The sequence below is a fragment of the Candidatus Pantoea gossypiicola genome, assembly GCF_008632075.1.
GTDB classification, from domain to species: domain Bacteria; phylum Pseudomonadota; class Gammaproteobacteria; order Enterobacterales; family Enterobacteriaceae; genus Pantoea; species Pantoea gossypiicola.
In genome coordinates this window covers 83,755-106,702 of sequence record NZ_VWVM01000016.1, presented here as the reverse complement: position 1 = coordinate 106,702, position 22,948 = coordinate 83,755, and the positions used below count along the sequence as shown (strand labels likewise).

The following is a 22,948-nucleotide window of genomic DNA, read 5'->3' as shown; positions in this document are numbered from 1 at the left end:
GGCAGGGAAGTCAGGATTAGCACTTACTGCGTAATCGCCAGCCAAGCCACTCATCCAGCGCCGCTTCCGGCAGTGGCCTGGAGTAGAAAAATCCCTGAGCCTGGTCGCAGCCGAACTCGGTCAGCGCCGTAACAGTTTCCGCATTCTCCACGCCTTCGGCCAGTACCATGTAATCAAGGTCTTTGAGCATTGCAATAATACTGCGGGCAATGACACGCGATGCAGTGTCAGACGAAATTTCGCTGATCAGTGAGCGGTCCAGCTTGATCACATCCAGCGGCATGCGCCGCAGATAACTGATGTTACTGTAGCCGGTACCGAAGTCATCCAGTGAAATACCAAATCCCCGTAGCTTCAGCATCTCAAGCCCCTGTATCGCGGTCGGACTTTCCAGAATCCGTTCTGTTTCCAGACACTCAATGCCCAGCAGCGAAACCGGCAGCTTCGCTCTTAGCATCTTCTCTTCCAGTTCGTCAGCAAAACCGTCACGGGAAAAATCGCTGCTGCTGACGTTAATGGTGATGGGCAACTGAATATAGCTGTCGCGAAGACGGGCGAGGCGGGCAATCGCATGCTCTGTGACCCAGGCGGTCAGTTCGGTAAGCAGCTGGGTTTGCCCGGCAACGGGTAAAAACTGCGCAGGTGAAAGTTCGCCGCGCTGCGGATGCTGCCAGCGGATCAGCGCTTCCAGTCCTATCGGCTTACCGCTGTGAAGGCAGATTTTCGGCTGCCAGGCGAGCCATAACCCTTTATCCTCGCGTATTGCAGTGGCCAGGTCATGCATCAGGGTGAAATCCTGAGTATGACGCGTATCAGTGGCTTCACTGAACGGCATTGAGGCAACGTTGCGGGTAATGGCTTCGTGCAACGCGCTGCCCGCCCGCCGCAGGATCTCCTGGGCAGGCAATTCACCCGTGTTGAAACTTGCCTCACCAGTATGTGTCATCAGCGCAACCGACAGCCCATCGCCAAGATCGGCGCTGATCCCGGCCAGTTTATTGGCCACCCAACTGGCAGTGAGTGTGCTCTCCTGTCGTGTCAGCAGGGCAAAGCGTCCGGTTGCTACGGTGTAAAGCATTTCTCCCGGGGCAGGGCGCAGACGCAGCGGCAGCAGTGTCGCCACATCCTTCAGCAGGCTCTCAACCGGCCCCATGCCCATTGAGCGTGCCAGTTCGTAGGCACGCGGCATATCGATACAGTCAATCAGCACAAGCCGCCGTGGCGTGGTGTCTCCGGAGGTGGCAAGGAACTGCAGGTCGCGGATCAGACGCTGACGATTGGGCAGGCCAGTTACCGGGTCGGCAAAGCCAGCCGAGTACCAGGCGTCAAGAAAGGACATCACCAGCGCAGCGAGCATTTTCAGCATGGTTACCTGATCGTCACTGAAGCGATGAGGTGCCGTGTCGGTCACGCAGAGCGTACCCAGAATCAGACCGGTACTGCTTTTAAGCGGCACGCCAGCATAGAAACGGATAAAAGGCGCGCCGGTAATCAGCTTATGGTCAGCAAAGCGGCTATCAAGCAGGGTATCAGGCACCACCACGGTGCTGTCACTGTCCACGGCGTGCCGGCAGAGCGAGTCCTGTCGCGTGGAATGAGTGAGTGTGAAATTGTGCGCCGCTTTAACGTGCTGCATCTCATCATCCAGGACGGAGATAAAGCTGCCGGGAATACCAATGGCCTGGCTGGCCAGCCGGACGAACTGTCGCAACACATCGTCACGACTCTCGTCGTTACTGCGCAGCGCGTGCAGGGTTCGCGTACGGCAATCGTCGCCGCCGCTAAGGCTCATGAGCATGAATTCCTCCGCACCGTCTGATTACGGAGCGAAATTAAACAGAAAAATTGAAGGTTATAGCGTTATGACTACAGGCTATTTCTGTAAAAAGAAAGAGCCATAACGATTTATTTTTTATTACACCGCCTGCCAGACCTGAAGAGAATAGCAAATCACTTTTCTTTAACGAAATATTTTATGAATGACGATTCTATTATTTTGTCGTTAAAAACTTTTAATTTCTGAAATATCCTGCCAGGATAGTAAGCATAAACATAGTGCGCTATATAATAACGCATTAAAGTAGATGACATAACTTATTTTTGTTTAATTTTAACTACACCAATGACAACATCGGGGAAAACCTCATGAACTCACTCAGGCATTTCACTATTCGCCGCGTTGTGTTGTGGATAATGATCGTTTCGCTGGGCGTGGTCGCACTGGCAGGTGGCTATAGCAGTCAGATCGTGCGGGATATCTATTGGCAGACCGATCGCTCAGCTGTTCTGACGCAACAACTGAGTTTTCTTGCGCGCAGCGCTCTTATTATGCAGGGCGGAACAGCCGCAGATAAAAACGCCCTGGTCGCCTTAATTCCGGTCAGTGCTGACTGGGATAGCGTCCGCGCAGCACTGACGACCTCACCCTCAGAGTATGCAACTGTCACCCGTGCGAAACTGGATAAGGTAATGCAGCAGCTTGCACAAAATCAGGCTCTTCTTAACGCTGACCGGCGTCAGCTTGAGCGCGTACTGCTGGCGGCTGTGCTGGCAGCATTCGCGTTGCTGCTGTTTTGCGACCGCTATCTGGTCGTCCATCTGGTGCGTCCGGTAGCTAAAATCCGCGGTCATTTAAAAATTATTGCCGGAGGTGATCTGACACGCGAGCCGGAAGATCTGGGTCGCAACTGCGTCGGGCAGTTAGTGCCGCTGGTGAAAGAGATGCAGCACAGTCTGTTACAGACGGTCAGCGCTATTCACGACAACGCAGCCATTCTTCATCGTGAGGCTGGCGACATCGCGGCGGGTAACGCCGATCTCTCCGACCGGACCTCCACGCAGGCCGCTGCGCTGGAGCAGACTGCTGCCAGTATGGAAGAGATCACGGTTACCGTGCGTCACAATGCACAGAATGCCCGCGAAGCGCGTGAACTGGCCGCCAGCACCACGGATACGACCCATCAGGGCGTGGAGCTGGTTCAGCGGGTGTCGGCAGCTATCACCAGCATCGCGCAGGGATCAGAGAAAATCCGGGAGTTTACCACCACCATTAATGGTATCGCATTTCAGACCAACATTCTGGCGCTCAACGCCGCCGTAGAGGCCGCCCGTGCGGGCGAGCAGGGCCGTGGTTTTGCGGTGGTTGCCAGTGAGGTACGTTCACTGGCGCAGCGAAGTGCTGCCGCCGCGAAGGAGATTGAAGAGCTGATAGCCGATACCGAGGCACGCGTAGATGATGGCCGACGCGCAGCAGAGAGTGCAGGAACGACTATGGAAGCCGTGCTGCGTGGTGTGGATGGGGTTAATGAACGGATCGGACAGATTGCGCTGGCCTCGGATGAGCAGAGCAAAGGAATAGCCCAGGTCACCGTGGCGGTTGCTGAACTTGACCGTGTAACGCAGCAGAATGCGACGCTGGTCCAGCAGGTTTCGACGACGGCAGGCAGCCTCAGTGGACAGACTGAAACGCTAGGCAGCGTCATTACCCGCTTTACCCTGCCGCCGCAGGTTGCCGGGATAGTGAACTGACATGTGCATCGTTTGAAAATAAGGGACCGTGTGGATTCTGGTCAGGCACAGTGATCAGATATTTTATTCATCCGCAGACAATGGCTCTGTAAAGTAATGGTTAATACTCACTCTTTTTTATCGCGGAATGAAAAGGTCATCTTTTCAGACGGTAATTAATGTTGAACATTAGCTGACCATTATTACCATTCAGAATAACGATGATTATTCTCAACGGTACAATCATTATCCGATTCACGAATTAAACATAAATACAGTTCATTCCGGTGGTTTTACCTGGGCTTTACGCTTTCCTGACGATCAGGGATCGCGCACATTTAAAACTTAACCCAAATTTATGGGTTGGCCAAAGGCGGATTCGGTTGCCTGGCCATCTCACCGGGGGCACCGTATGGGGAGCGTTTCATATGGGAAAACAGATTTTACAGCGGCCTGTTGCCGTCCAGCGTAACGTACGTGAGCTGCGCCTTGCGGCGGGTCTTTCGCAGGAAATTGCAGCCGAACGTTTCGACCTTAGCCAGCGCGTCTGGCAGACCAAAGAAGCATCAAAAAATCCTGCTCTGCTCAGTCAGGGCGAATATGAACTGCTGATGCTGCTGGCGGGAGAGCATCCGCACTACGAACTGATCCCAAAGCCTAAAAAGTAAGACGTTCTGCCACTATTTTCCCTGAAGTAAACGTATTTCAGGCCGATATAAAGAGCTAAGCGAAGCGCATTAATTCGCGCGTCTTAACTGCTCTGGCAGGATTGTTCTGGCACGGTCCGCTATTAACCAAACCGTCACGATCGCACTGCCCGGCATAACGTATTAACCGGCATCCCGCTGTCTGCGATGCTGGCTTTATCGGACTCATTGCGGCGGGTTTTGCTGCAGAGTTCACTGACGGGCCTTTCTTCCGGCAGCGGGTCGGCAGCCAGTTCTGCGTGTCCTGTCTGATTGAACGTGTCCTCTTCATGCTGCGTCATGCCGGCCACAGCAGATAACATCAGAGGGGATTTACGCTGAAACGTCCAGTTTATCATGATGCCGAGGCGGCTCGCCTTGACGCACTTAAGCAGTATCATCTGATGGATTCACCGCCGACCGATGCGCTGGATCGCCTTACCACGCTTGCCGCGCGACTGTTCCGCGTACCGGTTGCGTTTGTATCGCTCATCGATGAGAAGCGACAGTTTTTCGCCTCCCGCTACGGTTTGAACATTTCCGGTACGTCGCGCAACGTCGCCTTCTGCCACCATACCCTGGCGCAGGGCGATATCCTCTGCGTACCCGATACGCTGAAAGATCCCCGCTTCCGCGACAGTCCGCTGGTTCATGGCTACCCTTTTATCCGCTTTTATGCCGGGATCCCGCTCACAACGCCGGATGGTCATCACATAGGCACCGTCTGCCTGACTGACAGTCATCCGCGTGAGCCGCTGGCTGCAGAAGATCGGAAGCATCTGTCCGATATAGCTGCGCTGGTGATGGATCGCATGGAGATGCATCGTCTGGAGTTACTGCGCTACACCAGCCAGCAGCGGCTTCAGGCAATCTCATCCACTTCACCCGACGCCATTGTCTGTACCGATTTGCGGCGCGGCATCACCTTCTGGAATCCGGCAGCCACTGCCCTCTTCGGCTACAGCGCAGAGGAGATGAAAGGTCAGTATGTCAGCGAGCTGATCCCGGCGCGCTGCCAGACTGACTACCGTAACGAGCTGGCCCGGATTACCTCAGACGAAGGGGCTATCTCACACCCACGCTTGTTGCAGATATGGGGTGTGACGCGCGATGGCCGTGAATTCCCGGCAGAAGTCTCGTTTTCGGGCTGGCGTGAAGAGGGCGAGCGGCTGGTGGGCATGATCATCCGTGATGTCACGGCCCGCTATGAAAGTGAGGCGCGGCTCTGTGAGCTGGCTTCTCTGGATATGCTGACGCGACTCGCCAGCCGTAGCGCGTTTATGGATCAGGTCGGGCAGCTGACCAAAGCGTGCGTTCCCTACACCTTGTTGATGACCGATCTTGATGGTTTTAAAGAGGTGAACGATACGCTGGGACATGCAGCAGGCGATGCGCTGCTGTGTCACGTGGCCGAGCAGATTCGTGCAGTGTGTGCCGGTGCTGTGACGGCTGCGCGGCTGGGCGGCGATGAATTTGTGATCCTGCTGGCGGGCGGCAGCGCTGAGGCGGCGATTACCGCGGAAAAACTGATTGCGGCCGTACAAACGCCGTTCCACTATCACGATTCGCCGGTTGTGGTCGGTGCCAGCACAGGCATCGCTTCCTACCCGGATCACGGTCGCGATCCCTCTGCGGTGATGTCCGCCGCTGATCTGGCACTCTACCGCGCCAAAGCCTCAGGCAAAGGCTGCAGTATCCTGTTTATGCCTGCGTTTCGCGAAGCGGAGCAGCAGCGCCGCCGTTTCGAGCGCGAACTGGAAACGGCGGTGCGGCAGCAGCAGTTCACGCTTTACTATCAGCCCCGTTTCGATGTGGAAAGTGGAAAACTGGCTGGCTGTGAGACGCTGGTACGCTGGCAGCACCCGACACGCGGATTGCTGTTGCCTGCCGACTTCATCGGCATGCTGGTTAAAAGCCCGCTTTCCGTAACGCTGGGGGAATGGATCATCCGCAGTGCTCTGGCACAGGTCCGGCAGTGGCAGGTGCGATCGCCTGAGCTTCGCGTCAGCATCAATCTGTTTCCGCGTCAGCTGACAGTGAACAGCCTGGAAACCGTCATACGTGAGAGTGCCGGCGGCGATGCGGGTTTTGTTGAGCTGGAAGTAGATGAGCCTCTGCTGGCTGTACTGGTGCAGGATATGCCGGTTCAGGTTGAAGCGGTGCGACGTACCGGTGCCTCATTTGTCATCGATCATTACGGACGCACGCTGGGGGCTATTAACCTGCTGCGCCACAGCTTTGTGGCGGGTTTTAAAATCGATAAGTCGCTGACGCACGAGCTGAACTCCAGCATGCGCGTGCGAATGATGTTCCGATCTATCACCGCACTCGGCAAAAGTCTGGGTATTCGGGTGGCTGCAGAAGGGGTTGAAGATAAAGAGCAGATCGCCTTTGTCACGTCAGCCGGATGTCACATTATGCAGGGCAATGGCCTGTGCCGGCCACTGACACCGGCGGACTTTGAAGCGATGCTGTACGGCGAGGAGCATTCTGTGCCCGCTAATGCCAGCGGTTACGATGTCACATCCCCCTGAACATTCTGACCCTGGCAGCCGAAGAGAGGAGGCGATTGACGCCCGTCAGTCTGGCTGTCCGGGTCGGTAATCCTGTTTCAGCAATCCGAAAATCCAGTCATCCTGCCACTGACCATTGAGGAAGAAATTCTGCCGCAGGGTGCCTTCCTGAATAAAGCCCGCGGAGAGCAGCGTGTGGCGTGAGGCGACATTGCCTGCCGTCACCGTTGCGGTCATTTTGCGGTAACCCTGTTGCTCAAAGCAGAAGGCGATTATGGCATGCAGCGACTCGCTGCCGTAGCCTTTGCCCTGTGCCTCCGTGGCCAGAATAAACCCGGATTCCGCAACACCTTCTCCGCGATCGATAAACCCGCAGAAGCCTGCCGGAAGACCCGTCGCTTTTTCCTCAATGACCAGGCAAAGCCAGTGTGTGCAGCCTTTGTACCAGGCTGGCAGGCGCACGTTGAATGACAGGGTTCGGATCTCTTCAGCACTGCGCGGATCGCTGATGTACTTCATCACCGATCTGTCCTGACTGACCGCAAGATAAAAGGGCCAGTCTTCCTGACTCAGTGGCCGATAGGTCAGGCGCGGCGAGGTGACGTTAACGGGCATTTCTGGCCGGACTTCAGCGGGCTTCTCAGCAGACATAGTGCTATTCCCTGCGGGCAAGACGGTAAGGTGATGGCGCAAAAATAGCACAGAGCGGCAGACTGATGGCACGGGTGTGCGTGACTTTGCGAGGCATTCCGCAATCCCTCGGCTGTCTCACCCTCCGCGATATTGCCCGGCAACTCGCGGATCATATTTTCTTCCACAGCGGAGCAGACAGGCCATCTGCTCACATCATTGCTACGCTTTTAGCCAGATGGCTGACATTGTCCCTGATGAGAGTAATTTCCAATGGATCTGAAAACCTTTGAAACAGCCAGCTGGGCAGCACTGGCAGAAGCTGCCGCCGATCCGCAGGCCGGATTTCATTATCTGACGCTCGCTACCGTGGATGCTGGACAACGGCCTCAGGCTCGCACTGTGGTGCTGCGCGAGTGCCATGATGTCCGCCGGATGCTGACCTTTCATACTGATGTGCGAAGTCCTAAGTGGCTGGAGATGGCGGCGAACCCCCAGGTTACCGTGCTGGGATATTGCCATGAGCGTCGCCTGCAGCTACGGCTGGTGGGACAGGCTGAATGTTACGCAGCGGGAAGTGCGGTTGCCCGTGACGCCTGGCATACGTTACCGCAACACACGCGCCAGACCTATATCGGCGGGCCGCCGGGAGAAGCACTGGCTCCCGCTCACGAGACACTGGACGCGTCGACAGCAGAAACGGGCGAATCGCGTTTTGGCGTGGTGATTGTGCAGGTCAGCATGCTGGATGCGTATCAGCTTCAGCGCAATGAAAATCAGCGCGCACTGTTTCACTATTCCGCCCATGGCGAACGGCAGGAAAGCGGATGGATCAACCCCTGAGGCAGCCATGTCAGACGCGCTCAATGCCTGACCCGTTCTCTTTTTCTCAACTGAAAACAGAGATTTCACTGCTGTTCATACTATGATCCTCTTTTTATCTGCCGCATCGCTTATCCGATTTTAGCGCCATGTTATCTTCATATCGCGGCATATTTCTGCTTTTTTCTTCCCTTTGTCAATGTTTGTGCCAGGCTTTAACTAACCGGAAAGCAGTCACTTATGCTCAAGGTCACGGAAAGCACCAATGATCGTTCTGTATCACAGGCAGGTTAACCATGAACAATCAACCTCCTGAAAAAACAGGGTCAGAGAGTCGCGAACAGGTCTTAAGTCTGGCGGAGGAAACCGTTGAGGTCTCGAAACAGCGGGTCGTCGACGCTCATGTCAGGGTTACCCGCCAGGTCACTGAACATCAGCAGAAAATTGCGCTGATGCTCCGGCAGCAGACGGCGGACATTCAACGCATTCCTAAATCGGATCGGCTGACTGAGATGCCAGCGATCCGTGAAGAAAATGGCGTCCTGATTATCCCGATTGTCGAAGAAGAGGTCGAGATTGTCCGTCATCTGGTGCTGAAAGAGGAGTGGCACATTCGCAAAGTCGTCAGCGAGGTGGAGACCGAACAGATTGTCTCCCTGCGCCGACAGCAGGCTCATCTGACCCGAATACCCTATTCAGAGCCGTCCGAATCCATCACCGAGGAACACAACATGGCGCGTGAAACAATCGTAACAATGTTCAGCAATATCTCACTGGCAGAAGGGGCAAAGCGTAACCTGATTAAGGCCGGGTTCCTGGATGATGACATTGATATCATCTCGGGTGAACGGCTGCGCACTGAAGGTCATGAAGCCCGTCATCCGGGCTTCTGGCAGCGCCTGTTTGGCAACACGCTGGAAGAGGATCAGGCCGAAGTCTATGAAGATGCGATGCGTACCGGCGGTGTGGTGCTGTCGCTGCGGGCTGATGAAGATGAGTTGCCGCGCGCACTGGGCATCCTGGATGCGCATGAAGAGCTGACTGAGCGCAGTGCCGCATTGCCTGATGACTATGCGACCGATGATGGCCTGACAGCGCCCGCCAGCGGAACGCTTCAGGATAAGGGTGCCATCGATCCACGCCATACCGATCCTGCCCATCGCGGTGCGGCACGTGCGGCCCTGACTGGTGATGAGAGTGACGAGGATGTGCTGCGTCTGGCTGAAGAGCGACTGGAAGTAGGTAAACGACTGGTCAGCGAAGGATCAACCCGCGTGCGCCGCTACACTGTCACGGATCGGGTGTCTGAAAATATCTCTCTGCATGAGCAGCATGCCGAAATCTTCCGTCGTCCGGTGAACGAAACGGGCTCACCGGACCAGGTTGACTGGTCTGAAAAAACGGTTGAAGTGGAAGAGACGCATGAGCAGCCGGTGGTCAATAAGACTGCGCAGATCATTGAAGAAGTGGTGCTGCGTAAAGAGGCCAGCGATCGGGTTGAAACCATCAATGATTCGGTACGTCGTCAGGAGGTGGATATTGACCATGCCCGCGCCGACCATCTCAATACAGACCCCGTGACCGGTAATCCTGCCGCGACCGATCCGCTGCTGGAAAGCACGCGTCAGGCGCGCGGTGACGACAGCCGTCCGGTAACGCCAGGCAGCGAACCTGCGCATAAAGAGGGTTTCGCGGAAAAAGCCGGGGATAAAATTGCCGAAGCAAAAGAGAAGGTCGAAGACAAGTTTAAAAAACCGTAATGCTGTCACGTTGACGTTCCTCTTTCAGGCCTGAAAAAACCCGTCAGCGACGGGTTTTTTGGCGTACAGAGTATGTTTTGACTTAACTCTCCGGCGCGGGATCGACTTTCAGTCTTTTTCGCCCGGAATGGTCATTATGTGTACCGACCTGCCAGGGTAACGTTCATAACTGGAGCTGAACGCATGGACGCCATTTCTGTGCTCATGTGTTTTGTTTCTGCTAAGCGCGCAATGGCACAGCCATCATCTTAAGATAAATCGACATACGACAGGATAAACGCAAATACGGTGGAATTGTGATGACTTATAAAATCAAACCGATTCACAGTGAAGCAGATTATGAAGCCGCTCTGGCCGCCGTATCTCCCCTGTTCGACAATGAGCCAGAACCGGGAAGTGAAGCCGGTAACTAAAGCCCGCCCTGTGCGGGCTTTTTTATGGGCTGCTCTTTTGTACAGCCCTGAATCAGCCTTCCTTCACGTTGTGCTGACTAAAATTCCTGACTACCCTTGCTGGTGTTTCTGTCCCGTAGTGGGCCGGATAGCCCGAAAGCCGGGTCAGCCTCTGCGATTTTCAGTCATTAACGGCAGGTGATCGTTCATCTGCCGTGCATCATCAAACAGGGACACCATGACAGAACAAGACAACGCCCATACTTATCGCGCGGATGAGCACATTGATCCTTATATCTCGGTACAGGGTGCAAGAACACACAATCTCAAGGATGTGTCGCTGCGGTTTCCCCGGAATGCCATGGTGGTGTTCACCGGGGTTTCAGGCTCCGGGAAATCCTCACTCGCCTTTGACACGCTTTATGCAGAAGCTCAGCGCCGGTTTATTGAGTCGATTTCACCCCATGCCCGTCGCCTGATCGATCAGGCCGCTGCGCCAGATGTGGATAACATTGACGGACTCCCGCCTGCAGTGGCCCTACAGCAGAGCCGGGCTGGCGCGCAGGAGCGTTCAACGGTGGGCAGCCTGACCCGAATTTCCGTCACGCTGCGCCTGCTGTTTTCCCGTGCGGGCACAAGGCCTGACGGTGTGCCGTTTATGACCGCCGATTATTTTTCGCCTAACAATCCTGAAGGTGCCTGTCCGCATTGCCAGGGGCTGGGACGGGTTCATACCGTCAGAACCGAGGCGATGGTGCCGGACAGGTCACTGAGTATCCGGCAGGGTGCCATAGCTTCATGGCCGCGGGGCTGGCATAACAAAAATCTGCGCAGCATCCTTGAGACACTCGGCTACGATGTCGATGCCCCCTGGGATACGCTTTCAGCCCGCGACCAGCAGTGGATACTGCTGACTGACGAGCAGCCATCAGTGCCGATTTTTATGGGTCTTAACGCTGAACAGCGTGAAAAAGCGCTGGCGGCTGGCGAAGAGCCCGCTTATACCGGCACTTACACCAGCGCAGCAAAAATCGTATTGCAGAGCTATTCCACTGGCAGCGAGACGACGAAAAAACGGCTGGCGCGCTTTGTCACTGTCACACCCTGTTCAGCGTGTCACGGCAAAAGGTTAAACCGGAACGCGCTGTCCGTGACCTTTGCCGGTTATGACATTGCCAGCCTGAGTGAGCTGTCGGTCTCCGGGCTTGCGGAACGGCTGAAGCCTTATGCGAATGGCACCTCAGCGGATCTGCCAGTCGAGACGGCTCTGCGGGAAGCAGTGATCCGGATGGCGTCAGATATCTGCATGCGGCTTGAACAGCTTGAGACGCTGGGACTGGGTCATCTGGCACCGGGACGCCGAACAACGCTGCTCTCATCCGGCGAGCTGCAGCGCGTACGTCTGGCCACCCAGCTGATATCGCGGCTGTTTGGCGTGCTTTACGTGCTGGATGAGCCTTCTGCCGGTCTGCATCCCGAGGATGTCAAAGCGCTGCTCGCATCCCTGAAGAACCTGGTACGTGCAGGTAACTCGCTGGTAGTCGTCGAGCATAATATTGATCTCATTGCCGAGGCGGACTGGCTCATCGAAGTCGGTCCCGGCCCGGGAACGCATGGCGGTGAGATTGTTTATAACGGTGAACCGGCAGGGCTTAAAGACGTCAGTGCCTCGCCTACCTCAGGCTATCTCTTCTCCCGCAGCTATACCGGGATGCGCCAGCGCCGGCCCGCGGAGAGCTGGCTCAGGCTTGAGCAGGTCCATTGCAACAATATTACCGGCGTGGATATCGCCATCCCGCTGGCGAGAATGACGGCGGTTACCGGTGTTTCCGGCTCTGGCAAATCGACGCTGCTGAATCGCGTGCTTCCGGAAATGCTCGGACGTTTTGACAAAACATCCGACAGTGAAGAGAGTGAAGAAGAGGACCTGGTGCCGGACGTTAAGGGGCAGGTTGTCAGCGGAAATGACGCTATTGGTCGTCTGGTCAGAATCGATCAACGTCCTATCGGGCGGACGCCACGCTCCAATCTGGCTACTTATACCGGCTTTTTCGACATTGTCCGCAGGCTGTTTGCAGAAACCCCCGAGGCGAAAGCCCGAGGTTTCAGCGCCAGCCGGTTTTCCTTCAATCTGCCCGCGGGTCGCTGTCCTGCGTGCGAGGGACAGGGACAGATTTCGATTGAGCTGCTCTTTATGCCCAGCGCCACCGCAACCTGCTCGGTCTGTGCGGGAAGCCGTTACAACCCTGAAACGCTGGAGGTGCAGTGGAACGACCTGACCATAGCGGATGTGCTTGATCTCACCGTAGACGACGCCACCAGGGTCTTTGACGGGTATGACGGGATCCAGCGTTCGCTGTCGGCTCTGCGATCTCTGGGGCTGGGATACCTGACGCTGGGTCAGCCCGCCACGGAACTCTCTGGCGGTGAGTGTCAGCGCATCAAGCTCGCCTGGGAGCTGCAACGCGTCCAGCGCACATCCACGCTCTATCTGCTCGATGAACCGTCAACCGGGTTGCACCCATCCGACATGGACAAACTGCTGATTGTGCTGGATGAACTGGTGACGCGCGGCCACACCGTCGTAATGGCGGAACACACAATGCGCATCGTGGCTGAAGCGGACTGGGTGATTGATCTGGGGCCCGGTTCGGGGCTGAAGGGCGGAAGGATTGTCTCATCCGGTACGCCGGAAGCGGTCAGCACATCTGCTGAGAGTCTGACTGCGCCATGGCTTTACGCGCAGCTTAAAAAGAGGACGGGTGATCCGGCGTAATTAAATTGCAGTGGATGACGCCGCCGCTGAAACGGCTGACCTGTAAGGGCTCAGGACACGCTGCTGAGCCCGTTAATAGTGATAACGACATGAGGCAATTGGCAGAGCATTTCGACTGACGGCACAGACCAGCCGGGTTTCTGCGGACCAGGCCGGTTTCACTCAATAATATCCTTGTCAGTCTCGTTACTGCTTCGCAGGCTTTCGATGGCATTCGTCAACCTGCGGTCATTCTTAGGCGATCGCAGTAGCCAGGCTGTCTCTTCCAGTGAGTTATATTCTTCAAGCGACATCAGCACACAGGACTCACCGTTCCGGCGGATGATCATTACTGGTGCTTTATCTTCTGCCGTCTGAATCATCGTGGCAGAAAGATTCCGTCGGGCTTCGCCGAAAATGATGGCTTTCATAAAGACCTCCGCAGTGAATAAAACAAACCAATGTACAATGAAAAGCCGGGCTTTCGCTTTCACCCAGGCACGGGGAAAGGAAGAACGTCTGTTCAGTTCCGGTCAGAGCAAACTGGCGCATCACATTCGGATTCACGAACGTCCACGCATTCATTCTCAACCTCAAGGATTATCATTGATGGTAATGTTTAAACCGCCACACCCAGGCAGCCTGATAGCGGAATATCTGGAAGATAACGGCATCAGTCTGCGCAGTCTGGCTAAACAGCTGGGCGTTTCGGCGGCATCGCTGAGCAAAGTGGCAAACGGTAAAGTCTCCGTCAGCCCGGAAATGGCAGTACGGCTGGAGACTGGGCTGGGTATTGCGGCGCGGCTCTGGCTATCCATGCAGGCTGCATACGATCTGCACAAGGTACGAGAAACGACAGACGTTTCCGGCGTGCCTCTGCATCCGGGGATCGTGACGTCCCTGGGGCGCGACGGGACAGCTTAATCCTCGCTCTGAGGTAGCTGCCCCATCACTATTACGGAGTTTATCCCATCAGCGCAGCGGCGTATTGACCTGCAACGCATCCAGCTCGCGCGCATCGTGACTGCAGAAAAAGGTGATTTCGTTGCCGCGCAGGCAGGAGAGTTCACGCAGTCGCTGCTGGTTGTGCCGTCTGGCCACATTATCCATGCCCATCATCCACTGGTAAAAGCGCAGTCCCGGCGTGCAGTGGCGCGTCGGTTGCCGCATTTCACCCCGGTAGAACCAGGCGTCGCCGCCGTGCAGCAGCCAGCCATCGGATTGCTGAATCGCAATGCCCGCGTGACCCGGCGTATGGCCCGCCAGCGGCACCAGCAGAATCTCCGGGGGTAAATCCCGCAGGCGATTAACCGCCTCAAAACCAAACCACGTTTCCCCCTGCGGCTGATAGGTTTCCCAGTTGCCGATCCCGCCCCATTGTCCGGGACGATAGCGCTCACGCGACAACCAGCTGTGACGCTGGTGGGCGGTATCGACCTCCTGCTGCATCAGATGGATGCGCGCCTGCGGAAAATCGGTCAGTCCGCCAGCATGATCAAAATCGAGATGGGTCAGAATAATATGGCGCACATCGTCAGCCCGAAAGCCCAGCCCCTTTACCTGTGATAAGGCGGTGAGATCGTCACGCCGCTGAATATTGTTTAAGGCGCGGAAAAAGCCCGAGAGGCGACTGCCGGGCGTATGGATATCCTGACGGCCAAAGCCGGTATCGACCAGCACCAGCCCGTCGCGGTCTGTCTCAATCAGCAGGCAGTGACAGACCAGGTGCGCTTTCAGGCCTTTACTGAATCCATCATAAAACACGCCGCCCAGCGGGCACATACAGCCACAGTTAAGGTGGTGAATTTTCATCGGGCCTCCATAGGGTCATCGGCAAAATCTCTGAGAGACTACGGCCTGTCCGGCGCGCAGCACATCAGCCTGGCTATAGAGTGTAGAGCGGGTTGAAACAACAGGCGGAGCGGTGAAGCGGATAACCGGGCGAAAAAAGCCGGTTATCCGCCAGAAAGCAGAGAATTAACTGTGGAACAGCGGGAAAGCACCGGTCAACAGACCGCCCGCCATTAATACCAGACTGACCAGAATCCCCCACTTGATGGCAAAGCGCTGGTGGTCGCCGATATCGACTTTCGCCAGGCCCACCAGCAGGTAGACCGACGGCACCAGCGGGCTCAGCAGGTGGAACGGCTGACCGACAATGGAAGCACGGGCAATCTCTTCTGCGGTAATGCCATAGCTGGCCGCCGTCTGCGCGATAACCGGCAGAATGCCGAAGTAAAAAGCATCATTTGACATAAAGAAGGTGAACGGCAGGCTGACCAGCGCGGTAAATACCGCCAGGTAAGGTCCGAAGCTGGTTGGGATCACGGCCAGCAGACTCTTCGCCATGGCATCCACCATGCCGGTGCCGGAGAGAATACCGGTGAAGATACCGGCGGCAAAAATCAGTGCGGTCACCGCCAGCACGTTACCGGCATGGGAACTGATACGGGCTTTCTGCTCCTCCAGCGTGGGATAGTTGAGCATCACCGCAATGGCAAACGCCAGCATAAACAGGATCTGAATCGGCATTAAACCAATCACCAGCAGCACCAGCAGCACGGTGGTCAGGATAAAGTTAGGCCAGAACATCTTCGGACGGCGGTTGGCGGCGCACTCTTCGGCATCGCCGAGGCCCAGTTCAATGTTGTCGAAATGGTGATCTTTCATGGTCATCACGCCTAACCGTTTACGCTCACGCAGACCAAACAGCACCGCCATCGCTACCAGGCTGACGCAGGCGAGCAGCATCGCAGGCAGCATCGGAATAAAGATGTCGAGAGCATCAATGCGCAGTGCCGCGGCGGCTCGTGCCGTCGGTCCACCCCAGGGAGAGAGGTTCATGATGCCGCTGGCGAGGTTGACCAGGCAGGTCATCATCAGCACGTTCATGCCCAGCCGGTGATAGAGTGGCAGGAACGCGGCGATAGCGATCATGTAGGTCGTCGAGCTGTCACCATCCAGTGAAACCAGCAGCGTCAGCACCGCGGTGCCGACCAGCACTTTAAGCGGATCGCCGCGAACCAGCCGGAGAATAAAGCGTACCAGCGGGTCAAACAGTCCGGCATCGATCATCAGACCAAAATAGAGAATGGAGAAGGTCAGCATCACGCCGGTCGGGGCCAGCTTTTTGACGCCATCCAGCATCATGGCACCCAGTCCGGCGTAAAATCCGCCAATCAGCGCAAATAGGGTTGGTATCAGGATCAGCGCAATTAAGGCTGACATGCGTTTGGTCATGATCAGATACATGAAGCAAACAACCATGGAAAAACCCAGTATCGTCAGCAAAATAGCAGCCCTCACAATGGCGTAAAAGTAATGAAAAAGTTACATGAAGCCAGGAAAATTCAGGTAATTAGTTAGCATGGTAACAATTAACCTGTTGTTTTAATTAACCCTGCACAGCAGGATGATATTAAATAGTTGTCAGGATTTAGCATTTCTTTAACAAGGAAGGGTGATCGCGATCATCTTTAAACGAATCTTAAACGAGTTTGTGTGACTGAGATCAACAGGCGCAAAAGCGTAACCCGGTGTTTCGGACCAGAGCAGGCGCAAAGAAGTCAGGGTGCAGGACAAAAAGAGAAAGGGCTAAACCAGGCGGCTTAGCCGGTGAAAGGTATTAGCTGCCAAGCAGCTGGATGATCATCTCAGGGGTTTTATTGGCCATCTTGCTAACGGCTGTCTGTCCCTGCTGGATAATCTGGCTGCGCGCCAGCTGACTCGCTTCTTCAGCATAGTCTGCATCCTGAATGCGGCTGCGAGCCGCTGAGGTATCCACGCCCTGCTGTGACAACACATTACGGTTTGACTCGTAACGGTTTATCTTTGCGCCATAGAGCGACTGATAGCCGCTGATCTTCTCCAGCGCTTTATCCAGCGCCTTCATGGTGGTGGAGATGTCACCACTGGTCAGCAGGGTAGTGTTGTTGAGTCCCAGCGTTTTGGTATCTGACGGCGTAGCGGGGATGCTATCCGACTGGATCGGCTGGCCATAATCGGCGCTGGTGATCACTTCGAGAGGACGACTCTCATGTGGCGGCGTTGCAGGCACGCCTTTAGGTTCCGGCAGGTTTCCCCACGTCAGACTACCGGTGAAGGAGCCGTTGCCTACCACCACGACAATCAAATCTTCGCTAACGGTGTCCAGCGAGATGCGCTCCAGCCGGGTGCCGGTATTGGTGCCGTTGTTGAAATCGCCGCTGGCGGCATCTTCATAACGGTCGCCGTCACCGCTGTAGGTGATGGTCATCCCGTTGTAGCTGCTGCTGTTACTGCCCGCCAGCGCCCAGCTCGTGCCGCCTTCCAGCAGCTGTGAGCTGTCATAGGTCGCGCCAGTGGAGAAACCATTATTGCTGGTCAGCAGGCGGGATTGTGCCGTTGTCGGATCTGTTATGCCTTTACTGACCCAGGTGTAATCAGGCGCACTGCCGTCCAGCGGCGTACCGGCCAGATGCTTGCCGTCGCGGGTAAACAGCTGGAGATCGTCATCCTGGCCCAGTGAGTCAATGGTAATGCTTATCGATGTTGAGCCTGCCGGAATATAGGCCAGCGGGATCACACCCGAGGTAAACGAGTAACTCTTGCCCGGCTCCGGGAACTTAACGTTGATAGGGTCAACGTTACCCAGTTTCGCAGGCGGCAGATCGGGATTATCGGTTGCCAGCGGATAACGCCCGAAAATCTCGGTATGATCGGCAACGTCGTTGATGCCGGCCAGTATCTGCTGATACTGGCTGTTGACGCTCTGCCGATCCGCGTCCGACAGCGTACCGTTAGCGGCCTGGACTGACAGCGTACGCGCCTGAATCAGCAGATCGACGATAGTGCCCAGGCCGCCACTGGCGGTCTGGGAATAGCTGATGGCGTCATTAAGGCCGCGTGCCACTACTGCGTCGGCGTTGACATTGGCCGTCATACGGTTGGCTATCGCCTGACCTGCCGCATCGTCTTTGGCACTGTTAATCCGCATCCCTGATGATAGCCGTTCAACCGTTCGTCCCAGAACGGAGTCAGTACCGTACCGCAATTTGTTCGTAATGGCGGCGGTTTCGTTATGGTTGATCGTTAACATGGTCGCTTCGAACAGGGAGAGGAGTCTCTGTTTTATCGGCAGGGTGATAAGCAGCTTTAATCTCTGCGGCGACAAAAACTGAGCAAAGACGGGGTCAGGCGGGCAACTGGCTGATGGATAACTGCTTTTCAGATAAAATAAATTAACGGTTCGCCCGGTCAGGAAAGAAGCCTGCTGCGCAGAGACGCAGCAGGCGAGGGCAGATCAATTAAACACCATGCCGCCGTCAATCAACAGCGACTGACCGGTCATATAATCGGAGTCGGGACTGGCGAGGTAAGCGACGCAGGCGGCCACATCCTCCGGTTCGGAAAGCCGTCCCAGCGTAATACGTTTTGCAAATTCTTCGGTGCCGTAACCGGCGGGTTTTCCGGCGGCTTCAGAGATTTGCCGGTCGATCTCTTCCCACATTGGTGTTCTGACAATGCCCGGGCAGAAGGCGTTGACCGTGATACCGGCGGGAGCCAGATCGCGTGCGGCGGTCTGTGTCAGGCCACGCACGGCAAACTTACTCGAGCTGTAGACCGCCAGCTCCGGATTGCCGACGTGACCCGCCTGTGAACAGGCGTTGATGATTTTGCCGCCGTGGCCTTCTGCGGCGAACGCTTTAATTGCGGCCTGCATGCCCCAGATTACCCCTTTGACATTTACGTTATAGACCTTGTCGACCACCGCTTCGGTGATCTCAGCAATCGGCGTGGAGGGGGCAATACCGGCATTGTTGACGATGACGTCAAAACCGCCCAGCGCGCGACGCGCCTCTTCAACAGCATCCATCACCTGATCGCGCTGTGAGACATCGACTTTCAGGGCAATCGCTTTGCCACCCTGCTGGTTAATCTTCTCCGCGACCTGGCGGGCGGTCTCCTGATTGAAATCGGCTACGGCCACCGCCAGCCCATCTTTTGCCAGACGCAGGGCGATCGCTTCACCAATGCCCTGTCCTGCGCCCGTTACAAATGCCACTCTGTTTTTCATCCTGATTTCCTTTTTACGAGATTAAAGAAGCTGGCTCAGATGGAGCTGACCCATCAGCAGCGGGTTGTCGGCGTAATCGACCGGCACAGCCACCACGGCAGGACCCTGAACATCCATCGCTTTACGCAGCGTCGGCTCCAGCTCTGCCGCGCTGGTCACCGCAAAGCCCGCAGCGCCAAACGCTTCGGCGTAGGCTTTGAAATCGACCGGGCCAAAATTGACACCTGAGACGCGGTGATATTTTTTCTCTTCCTGCATTGCCACCATGTTGTAGGCGTTATCGACCCAGACGATGTGCAGGATATTGGCTTTTAAACGGACAGCCGTTTCCAGCTCCATGCTGGACTGCAGGAAACCACCATCCCCTGAAACCGATACCACTTTGCGCTGCGGATCGACCAGCCAGGCACCAATCGCCCACGGCAGTGCCACGCCCATGGTCTGCTGACCATTGGAGATCATGATCTGGCGGGCGCGAAAGCTGTAGAGATAGCGGGCGATCCAGATGTGAAAGCTGCCCATATCAACGGTCAGGCTCACGTCGCTGTTAATGATGTCCTGCATGGCGCGCACGATGCGCAGCGGATGCAGGGCAAACTGATTCAGGCTGGCACCCTGCATCGCCAGCAGTTTGCGTTGCTGCTGACGATCTTCCAGGATGCTGGCGGCTTCCGCTGTCAGCTGCAGCGGCGCGGTAATACGTGCTGCCAGTTTACGCACCGTGGCGGCGATATCACCCACCAGCTCCGCGTCCGGCAGGTAGCGGTTGTCAGTCTCTGCCGGAATCACGTCGATGTGAATCAGGGTGGCACTACCGCTGTTCCACATCGCTGGTTCATATTCGACCGGGCTGTAACCGATGGTGATGATCAGGTCAGCCTGTTGCAGCAGCCGGTCACCCGCCTGGTTGTTAAACAGTCCGACGCGACCGGCGAAGCGTGAGAAGTGATCCTGTCTGATCGCGCCCGCAGCCTGATAGGTGCTGGTGACCGGAATGTGACTGCGGCTCAGCAGATCGTGAATCGCTTCGCTGTTTTCCGGCTGGCTCGCCATCAATCCCAGCAGGATGACCGGATTTTTCGCGCCGGCAATCGCCTGGCTGACCGTGTCGATCATCGCGTCTGGCGCGGCACCCAGTACCGGTCGACCTTTGCTGCTCAGTGCTTTGCCGGTCACCGGCTGGTCGACAATATCCTGCGGCAGGCTGATAAAGGCACCGCCGCCCCGGCCATGCTCGGCGTGACGAAACGCATTCGACAGGCATTCAGAGAGCGCAGAGGGATCGGTCACCTCAACCGCATATTTGGTGATCGGGCGAAACATGGACACGGTATCCATGCTCTGGTGAACCTGCTTGGCGCTGTCCGAGCGTTTCACCTGGCCGCCGATGGCGACCACCGGATCGCCTTCGCTGGTGGCGGTGGCCATGCCGGTGATCAGGTTAGAGCAGCCCGGCCCGGACGTAACCAGTGCCACACCCGCATTGCCGGTCAGCCGGCCCACTGCGGCGGCCATGAAGGCGGCATTGGCTTCATGACGAACCGGGATAGTCTGGATGGAGGAATCCAGCAGGGAATCAAAAACCTTATCGATCTTTGCGCCAGGAATGCCAAAAACATGCTGCACGCCCTGCGCCTCAAGCTGTGCGACCACCAGGTCAGCGCCGCAGGTCCAGAGCGTGGTATCGGTTGGAGTTTTCATCGTCATTCCTCTGATTAGCTTTCTACCGCACGGATCGCGGCGTCAAGATTGGCGGGGTTCAGGTCGGCATTGAGAAAGTCACTGTCCTGCGGCAGATCCACGACCAGCTTGCTGATGGCACCAAAGGTCAGGGTGCCCTGTTCCAGCGCATAATCGAGAATGTGGCCGCCGCCTTCGCGGTCGTCGGTAATAAAATGTTCGTGATAGCCCGCCACGTTAATGCCCTGCATATATTGCGGGGTGCGGAAGCCAATCAGTTCGCCCTCACGCTGGCTGAAGGAGAAGGTCGGCTGATCGCCCAGCACTTCCGGCATGGAGCGATAGGGACGGCACTGGCATGGCACAGTGCGGGTGTCGACGCGGCTGAAACGACCGCTGATGCGCAACGCGCAGAACTGGTTATCGGAGATGATTTCGCTGTCAATCACCCGATGGATGTCTTCACGCGACATCGGCCGGTCAAACGCAAACAGGTGCTGCGGTTTGAAAAAGGTCATGACCGCAAACGGGGTTTTCTGAGCCGGATCGGCCGGATGCGCACTGCCATCTGAGTGCAGCTGATAGACCTTGCTGTCGAACGCAATCATCTCGCCATCCAGCCGGTTAAATGTGCCCAGGCCGAAATCCCCTTTGCGCAGCAGGTCGGCGATGCGAACATTCCCGTCGTAGACGCCGCTCAGCAACGCACTCATTAAAGAGGTCTGATAGATAACGCTTTCTGGTGCATCCTGGGAAAGCGTTAAGACAGTATGTTTTAGTTGATCCTCACAGGAACAATCAGTTACACAATTGCTCATTTCATGCCTCATCGATTAACCGTTAAGCCGTGTTAACCTAATGGTGAACCGATTCAGTCGGTGGGTCCAATAGCGAAACCTGTTAACTTTGAGACGTTTTTGATATGGAACTGCGCCACCTGCGTTATTTTGTTGCCGTAGCCGAGACGCTTCACTTCACCCGAGCCGCTGAAATGCTGGGAATTTCTCAGCCGCCGCTGAGCCAGCAGATACTGCGGCTGGAGCAGGAGATTGGCACACCGCTACTGAAGCGGCTGACGCGCGGAGTGGAACTTACTGAAGCGGGGGAAGCGTTTCTGGCGGATGCGCAGCAAATTGTCCAACTGGCCGATCAGGCGCTGGAGAACGCGCGAGGTATTGCCCGCGGGATCAGTGGCCAGCTGTCGCTGGGGTTTGCCAGCTCGGTGGCGTTTAATCCGCGCATCTTCACCCTTATCCGTCAGTTTACAGATCGCTATCCGGCGATGGAGCTGCTAACGCGTGAAGAGAACATGTCGTTACTTATGCAGGATCTACAGGAGGGTTTGCTGGATGCGGCCTTTATCCGCCTGCCGTGCGAAAGCAGTAAGGCGTTTAATCTGCGCGTGATCTCCACCGAGAAGATGCTGATAGCACTGCCGCGCAGCCATCCTCTAAGCGGCACGCCCGCAGTCGCGTTGTCCGCGCTGGCGGATGAAACCCTGATAATCTTCCCGCGCGACGTTTCACCTAGCCTGTATGAGCTGATTGTCACGGCCTGCCTGCGGGCGGGCTTTTCCCGTCACACTTTTCAGCAGGCACCACAGATCACCACATCGCTGGGCATGGTGGCGGCAGGCTGCGGAATTGCGCTGGTGCCAGAGTCGCTGCGCTGCGTCGATAACCCGGAGGTCAGCTTCTGCGATATCGAAAACAACACCCTGTTTACTGATGTCGCATTTGCCTGGCGTCGGCATCACCCATCAAAAGCGGTGCTGCATCTGCTGGCGCTGCTGGCCGAGCCGCCTGTGACACCAGGCGAAGCGGGTTGATAAGCGCCAGCTATTGTACTGAAAACAATAACCAACTGGCGGCCCGTGGCCGGGATGCCAATAATCGGTGCATGACTACATACCGCGTAAGAGTCGGGTATCACAACCCGTCAGCCCTGACATTCAGGCAACTGGATGAAATTCTGGAGCCGCAGCGATTCTGGAGAACAGATTCGGCGGGCGGCCAGTTCCGCTATTTCATGGAGTATGAGTACCAGTCTGACGTGCGCGATCTCTGTTCGGTCTGCTCGCTGGCCTACAGTCAGGCCTGCAAAGTCAGAAAGTGCCCGCTGATTCTGGTCGAGGTGATGAACTGAATG

19 protein-coding genes and 1 pseudogene are annotated in these 22,948 nt (G+C 56.2%); 10 read left to right on the top strand and 10 right to left on the bottom strand.

Annotation, left to right across the window (positions count from 1 at the left end):
* Positions 1-16 precede the first annotated feature (16 nt).
* Positions 17-1,798: a bifunctional diguanylate cyclase/phosphodiesterase gene (locus F3I20_RS18540; protein ID WP_150038080.1), complete on the bottom strand. Its 1,782-nt coding sequence runs from the start codon at positions 1,796-1,798 to the stop codon at positions 17-19.
* A gap of 347 nt (positions 1,799-2,145) precedes the next feature.
* Here F3I20_RS18540 and F3I20_RS18535 point away from each other — a divergent pair, with 347 nt between their 5' ends.
* Both F3I20_RS18535 and F3I20_RS18530 read left to right on the top strand, forming a co-directional pair.
* Positions 2,146-3,528: a methyl-accepting chemotaxis protein gene (locus tag F3I20_RS18535; RefSeq protein WP_150038079.1), complete on the top strand. Its 1,383-nt coding sequence runs from the start codon at positions 2,146-2,148 to the stop codon at positions 3,526-3,528.
* A 407-nt stretch (positions 3,529-3,935) separates the two neighbouring features.
* On the top strand, positions 3,936-4,175 hold the full coding sequence (locus F3I20_RS18530) for a transcriptional regulator (protein WP_150015350.1): 240 nt from the start codon (positions 3,936-3,938) through the stop codon (positions 4,173-4,175).
* A gap of 134 nt (positions 4,176-4,309) precedes the next feature.
* On the opposite strand, the gene F3I20_RS18525 is transcribed toward F3I20_RS18530, so the two are convergent.
* On the bottom strand, positions 4,310-4,594 hold the full coding sequence (locus F3I20_RS18525) for a hypothetical protein (RefSeq protein ID WP_223811721.1): 285 nt from the start codon (positions 4,592-4,594) through the stop codon (positions 4,310-4,312).
* 3 nt (positions 4,595-4,597) lie between these two features.
* Here F3I20_RS18525 and F3I20_RS18520 point away from each other — a divergent pair, with 3 nt between their 5' ends.
* Positions 4,598-6,727: a putative bifunctional diguanylate cyclase/phosphodiesterase gene (locus tag F3I20_RS18520; RefSeq protein WP_150015351.1), complete on the top strand. Its 2,130-nt coding sequence runs from the start codon at positions 4,598-4,600 to the stop codon at positions 6,725-6,727.
* 45 nt (positions 6,728-6,772) lie between these two features.
* Here the strand turns inward: F3I20_RS18520 and F3I20_RS18515 are convergent, their stop codons facing one another.
* Complete coding sequence (locus tag F3I20_RS18515; RefSeq protein WP_150015352.1) at positions 6,773-7,357, bottom strand: GNAT family N-acetyltransferase; 585 nt, start codon at positions 7,355-7,357, stop codon at positions 6,773-6,775.
* A gap of 252 nt (positions 7,358-7,609) precedes the next feature.
* On the opposite strand from F3I20_RS18515, the gene F3I20_RS18510 reads away from it, so the two are divergent.
* From F3I20_RS18510 to F3I20_RS18495, 4 genes and pseudogenes are all read left to right on the top strand, one after another.
* The gene (locus tag F3I20_RS18510) at positions 7,610-8,179 is read left to right on the top strand and encodes a pyridoxamine 5'-phosphate oxidase family protein (RefSeq protein ID WP_150015353.1); all 570 of its coding nucleotides are present in this window, start codon (positions 7,610-7,612) and stop codon (positions 8,177-8,179) included.
* 275 nt (positions 8,180-8,454) lie between these two features.
* Positions 8,455-9,918 carry a YsnF/AvaK domain-containing protein gene (locus F3I20_RS18505; RefSeq protein WP_150015354.1) on the top strand — a complete coding sequence of 488 codons (1,464 nt, stop codon included), beginning with the start codon at positions 8,455-8,457 and terminating at the stop codon, positions 9,916-9,918.
* A gap of 299 nt (positions 9,919-10,217) precedes the next feature.
* A pseudogene (locus F3I20_RS18500) lies at positions 10,218-10,328 on the top strand (transcriptional regulator); the annotation flags it as partial.
* A gap of 220 nt (positions 10,329-10,548) precedes the next feature.
* Positions 10,549-13,086 carry an excinuclease ABC subunit UvrA gene (locus F3I20_RS18495; RefSeq protein WP_150015355.1) on the top strand — a complete coding sequence of 846 codons (2,538 nt, stop codon included), beginning with the start codon at positions 10,549-10,551 and terminating at the stop codon, positions 13,084-13,086.
* 158 nt (positions 13,087-13,244) lie between these two features.
* Here F3I20_RS18495 and yefM read toward each other — a convergent pair whose 3' ends face one another.
* Positions 13,245-13,496, bottom strand: a complete 252-nt coding sequence (gene yefM / locus F3I20_RS18490) for a YoeB-YefM toxin-antitoxin system antitoxin YefM (protein WP_150038078.1) — start codon at positions 13,494-13,496, stop codon at positions 13,245-13,247.
* A gap of 178 nt (positions 13,497-13,674) precedes the next feature.
* Here yefM and F3I20_RS18480 point away from each other — a divergent pair, with 178 nt between their 5' ends.
* Positions 13,675-13,989, top strand: coding sequence for a HigA family addiction module antitoxin (locus F3I20_RS18480; RefSeq protein ID WP_150015357.1), 315 nt, complete (start codon positions 13,675-13,677; stop codon positions 13,987-13,989).
* 48 nt (positions 13,990-14,037) lie between these two features.
* Here F3I20_RS18480 and F3I20_RS18475 read toward each other — a convergent pair whose 3' ends face one another.
* The 6 genes from F3I20_RS18475 to budA all read right to left on the bottom strand — a co-directional run bounded on the left by F3I20_RS18475 (position 14,038) and on the right by budA (position 21,618).
* On the bottom strand, positions 14,038-14,877 hold the full coding sequence (locus F3I20_RS18475; RefSeq protein WP_150015358.1) for an MBL fold metallo-hydrolase: 840 nt from the start codon (positions 14,875-14,877) through the stop codon (positions 14,038-14,040).
* Positions 14,878-15,042: 165 nt separating this feature from the next.
* Positions 15,043-16,356 (bottom strand): CitMHS family transporter, encoded by a 1,314-nt coding sequence (locus F3I20_RS18470; RefSeq protein ID WP_150015359.1) that lies wholly within the window; start codon positions 16,354-16,356, stop codon positions 15,043-15,045.
* A 334-nt stretch (positions 16,357-16,690) separates the two neighbouring features.
* Complete coding sequence (locus F3I20_RS18465) at positions 16,691-18,142, bottom strand: flagellin N-terminal helical domain-containing protein (protein WP_150015360.1); 1,452 nt, start codon at positions 18,140-18,142, stop codon at positions 16,691-16,693.
* A gap of 204 nt (positions 18,143-18,346) precedes the next feature.
* A complete protein-coding gene (locus tag F3I20_RS18460; RefSeq protein ID WP_150015361.1) occupies positions 18,347-19,120 on the bottom strand; it encodes a (S)-acetoin forming diacetyl reductase in 774 nt (257 codons plus the stop codon).
* Positions 19,121-19,141: 21 nt separating this feature from the next.
* Positions 19,142-20,821 carry an acetolactate synthase AlsS gene (gene alsS / locus F3I20_RS18455; RefSeq protein WP_150015362.1) on the bottom strand — a complete coding sequence of 560 codons (1,680 nt, stop codon included), beginning with the start codon at positions 20,819-20,821 and terminating at the stop codon, positions 19,142-19,144.
* A 14-nt stretch (positions 20,822-20,835) separates the two neighbouring features.
* On the bottom strand, positions 20,836-21,618 hold the full coding sequence (gene budA, locus F3I20_RS18450; protein ID WP_150038076.1) for an acetolactate decarboxylase: 783 nt from the start codon (positions 21,616-21,618) through the stop codon (positions 20,836-20,838).
* A gap of 104 nt (positions 21,619-21,722) precedes the next feature.
* Here budA and F3I20_RS18445 point away from each other — a divergent pair, with 104 nt between their 5' ends.
* Complete coding sequence (locus F3I20_RS18445; protein ID WP_150015364.1) at positions 21,723-22,628, top strand: LysR family transcriptional regulator; 906 nt, start codon at positions 21,723-21,725, stop codon at positions 22,626-22,628.
* 71 nt (positions 22,629-22,699) lie between these two features.
* Positions 22,700-22,945 carry a hypothetical protein gene (locus F3I20_RS18440; RefSeq protein ID WP_013356609.1) on the top strand — a complete coding sequence of 82 codons (246 nt, stop codon included), beginning with the start codon at positions 22,700-22,702 and terminating at the stop codon, positions 22,943-22,945.
* Positions 22,946-22,948: the final 3 nt, after the last annotated feature.

What these genes read in the sequence shown, in the direction of transcription:
- F3I20_RS18515 (WP_150015352.1), bottom strand. Translation starts at nt 7,357, where the DNA reads ATGTCTGCTGAGAAGCCCGCTGAAGTCCGGCCAGAAATGCCCGTTAAC.
- F3I20_RS18445 (WP_150015364.1), top strand. Translation starts at nt 21,723, where the DNA reads ATGGAACTGCGCCACCTGCGTTATTTTGTTGCCGTAGCCGAGACGCTT.
- F3I20_RS18525 (WP_223811721.1), bottom strand. Translation starts at nt 4,594, where the DNA reads ATGATACTGCTTAAGTGCGTCAAGGCGAGCCGCCTCGGCATCATGATA.
- F3I20_RS18460 (WP_150015361.1), bottom strand. Translation starts at nt 19,120, where the DNA reads ATGAAAAACAGAGTGGCATTTGTAACGGGCGCAGGACAGGGCATTGGT.
- yefM (WP_150038078.1), bottom strand. Translation starts at nt 13,496, where the DNA reads ATGAAAGCCATCATTTTCGGCGAAGCCCGACGGAATCTTTCTGCCACG.
- F3I20_RS18535 (WP_150038079.1), top strand. Translation starts at nt 2,146, where the DNA reads ATGAACTCACTCAGGCATTTCACTATTCGCCGCGTTGTGTTGTGGATA.
- F3I20_RS18475 (WP_150015358.1), bottom strand. Translation starts at nt 14,877, where the DNA reads ATGAAAATTCACCACCTTAACTGTGGCTGTATGTGCCCGCTGGGCGGC.
- F3I20_RS18505 (WP_150015354.1), top strand. Translation starts at nt 8,455, where the DNA reads ATGAACAATCAACCTCCTGAAAAAACAGGGTCAGAGAGTCGCGAACAG.
- F3I20_RS18510 (WP_150015353.1), top strand. Translation starts at nt 7,610, where the DNA reads ATGGATCTGAAAACCTTTGAAACAGCCAGCTGGGCAGCACTGGCAGAA.
- F3I20_RS18480 (WP_150015357.1), top strand. Translation starts at nt 13,675, where the DNA reads ATGGTAATGTTTAAACCGCCACACCCAGGCAGCCTGATAGCGGAATAT.
- F3I20_RS18540 (WP_150038080.1), bottom strand. Translation starts at nt 1,798, where the DNA reads ATGCTCATGAGCCTTAGCGGCGGCGACGATTGCCGTACGCGAACCCTG.
- alsS (WP_150015362.1), bottom strand. Translation starts at nt 20,821, where the DNA reads ATGAAAACTCCAACCGATACCACGCTCTGGACCTGCGGCGCTGACCTG.
- F3I20_RS18520 (WP_150015351.1), top strand. Translation starts at nt 4,598, where the DNA reads ATGGATTCACCGCCGACCGATGCGCTGGATCGCCTTACCACGCTTGCC.
- F3I20_RS18465 (WP_150015360.1), bottom strand. Translation starts at nt 18,142, where the DNA reads ATGTTAACGATCAACCATAACGAAACCGCCGCCATTACGAACAAATTG.
- F3I20_RS18530 (WP_150015350.1), top strand. Translation starts at nt 3,936, where the DNA reads ATGGGAAAACAGATTTTACAGCGGCCTGTTGCCGTCCAGCGTAACGTA.
- F3I20_RS18440 (WP_013356609.1), top strand. Translation starts at nt 22,700, where the DNA reads ATGACTACATACCGCGTAAGAGTCGGGTATCACAACCCGTCAGCCCTG.
- budA (WP_150038076.1), bottom strand. Translation starts at nt 21,618, where the DNA reads ATGAGCAATTGTGTAACTGATTGTTCCTGTGAGGATCAACTAAAACAT.
- F3I20_RS18495 (WP_150015355.1), top strand. Translation starts at nt 10,549, where the DNA reads ATGACAGAACAAGACAACGCCCATACTTATCGCGCGGATGAGCACATT.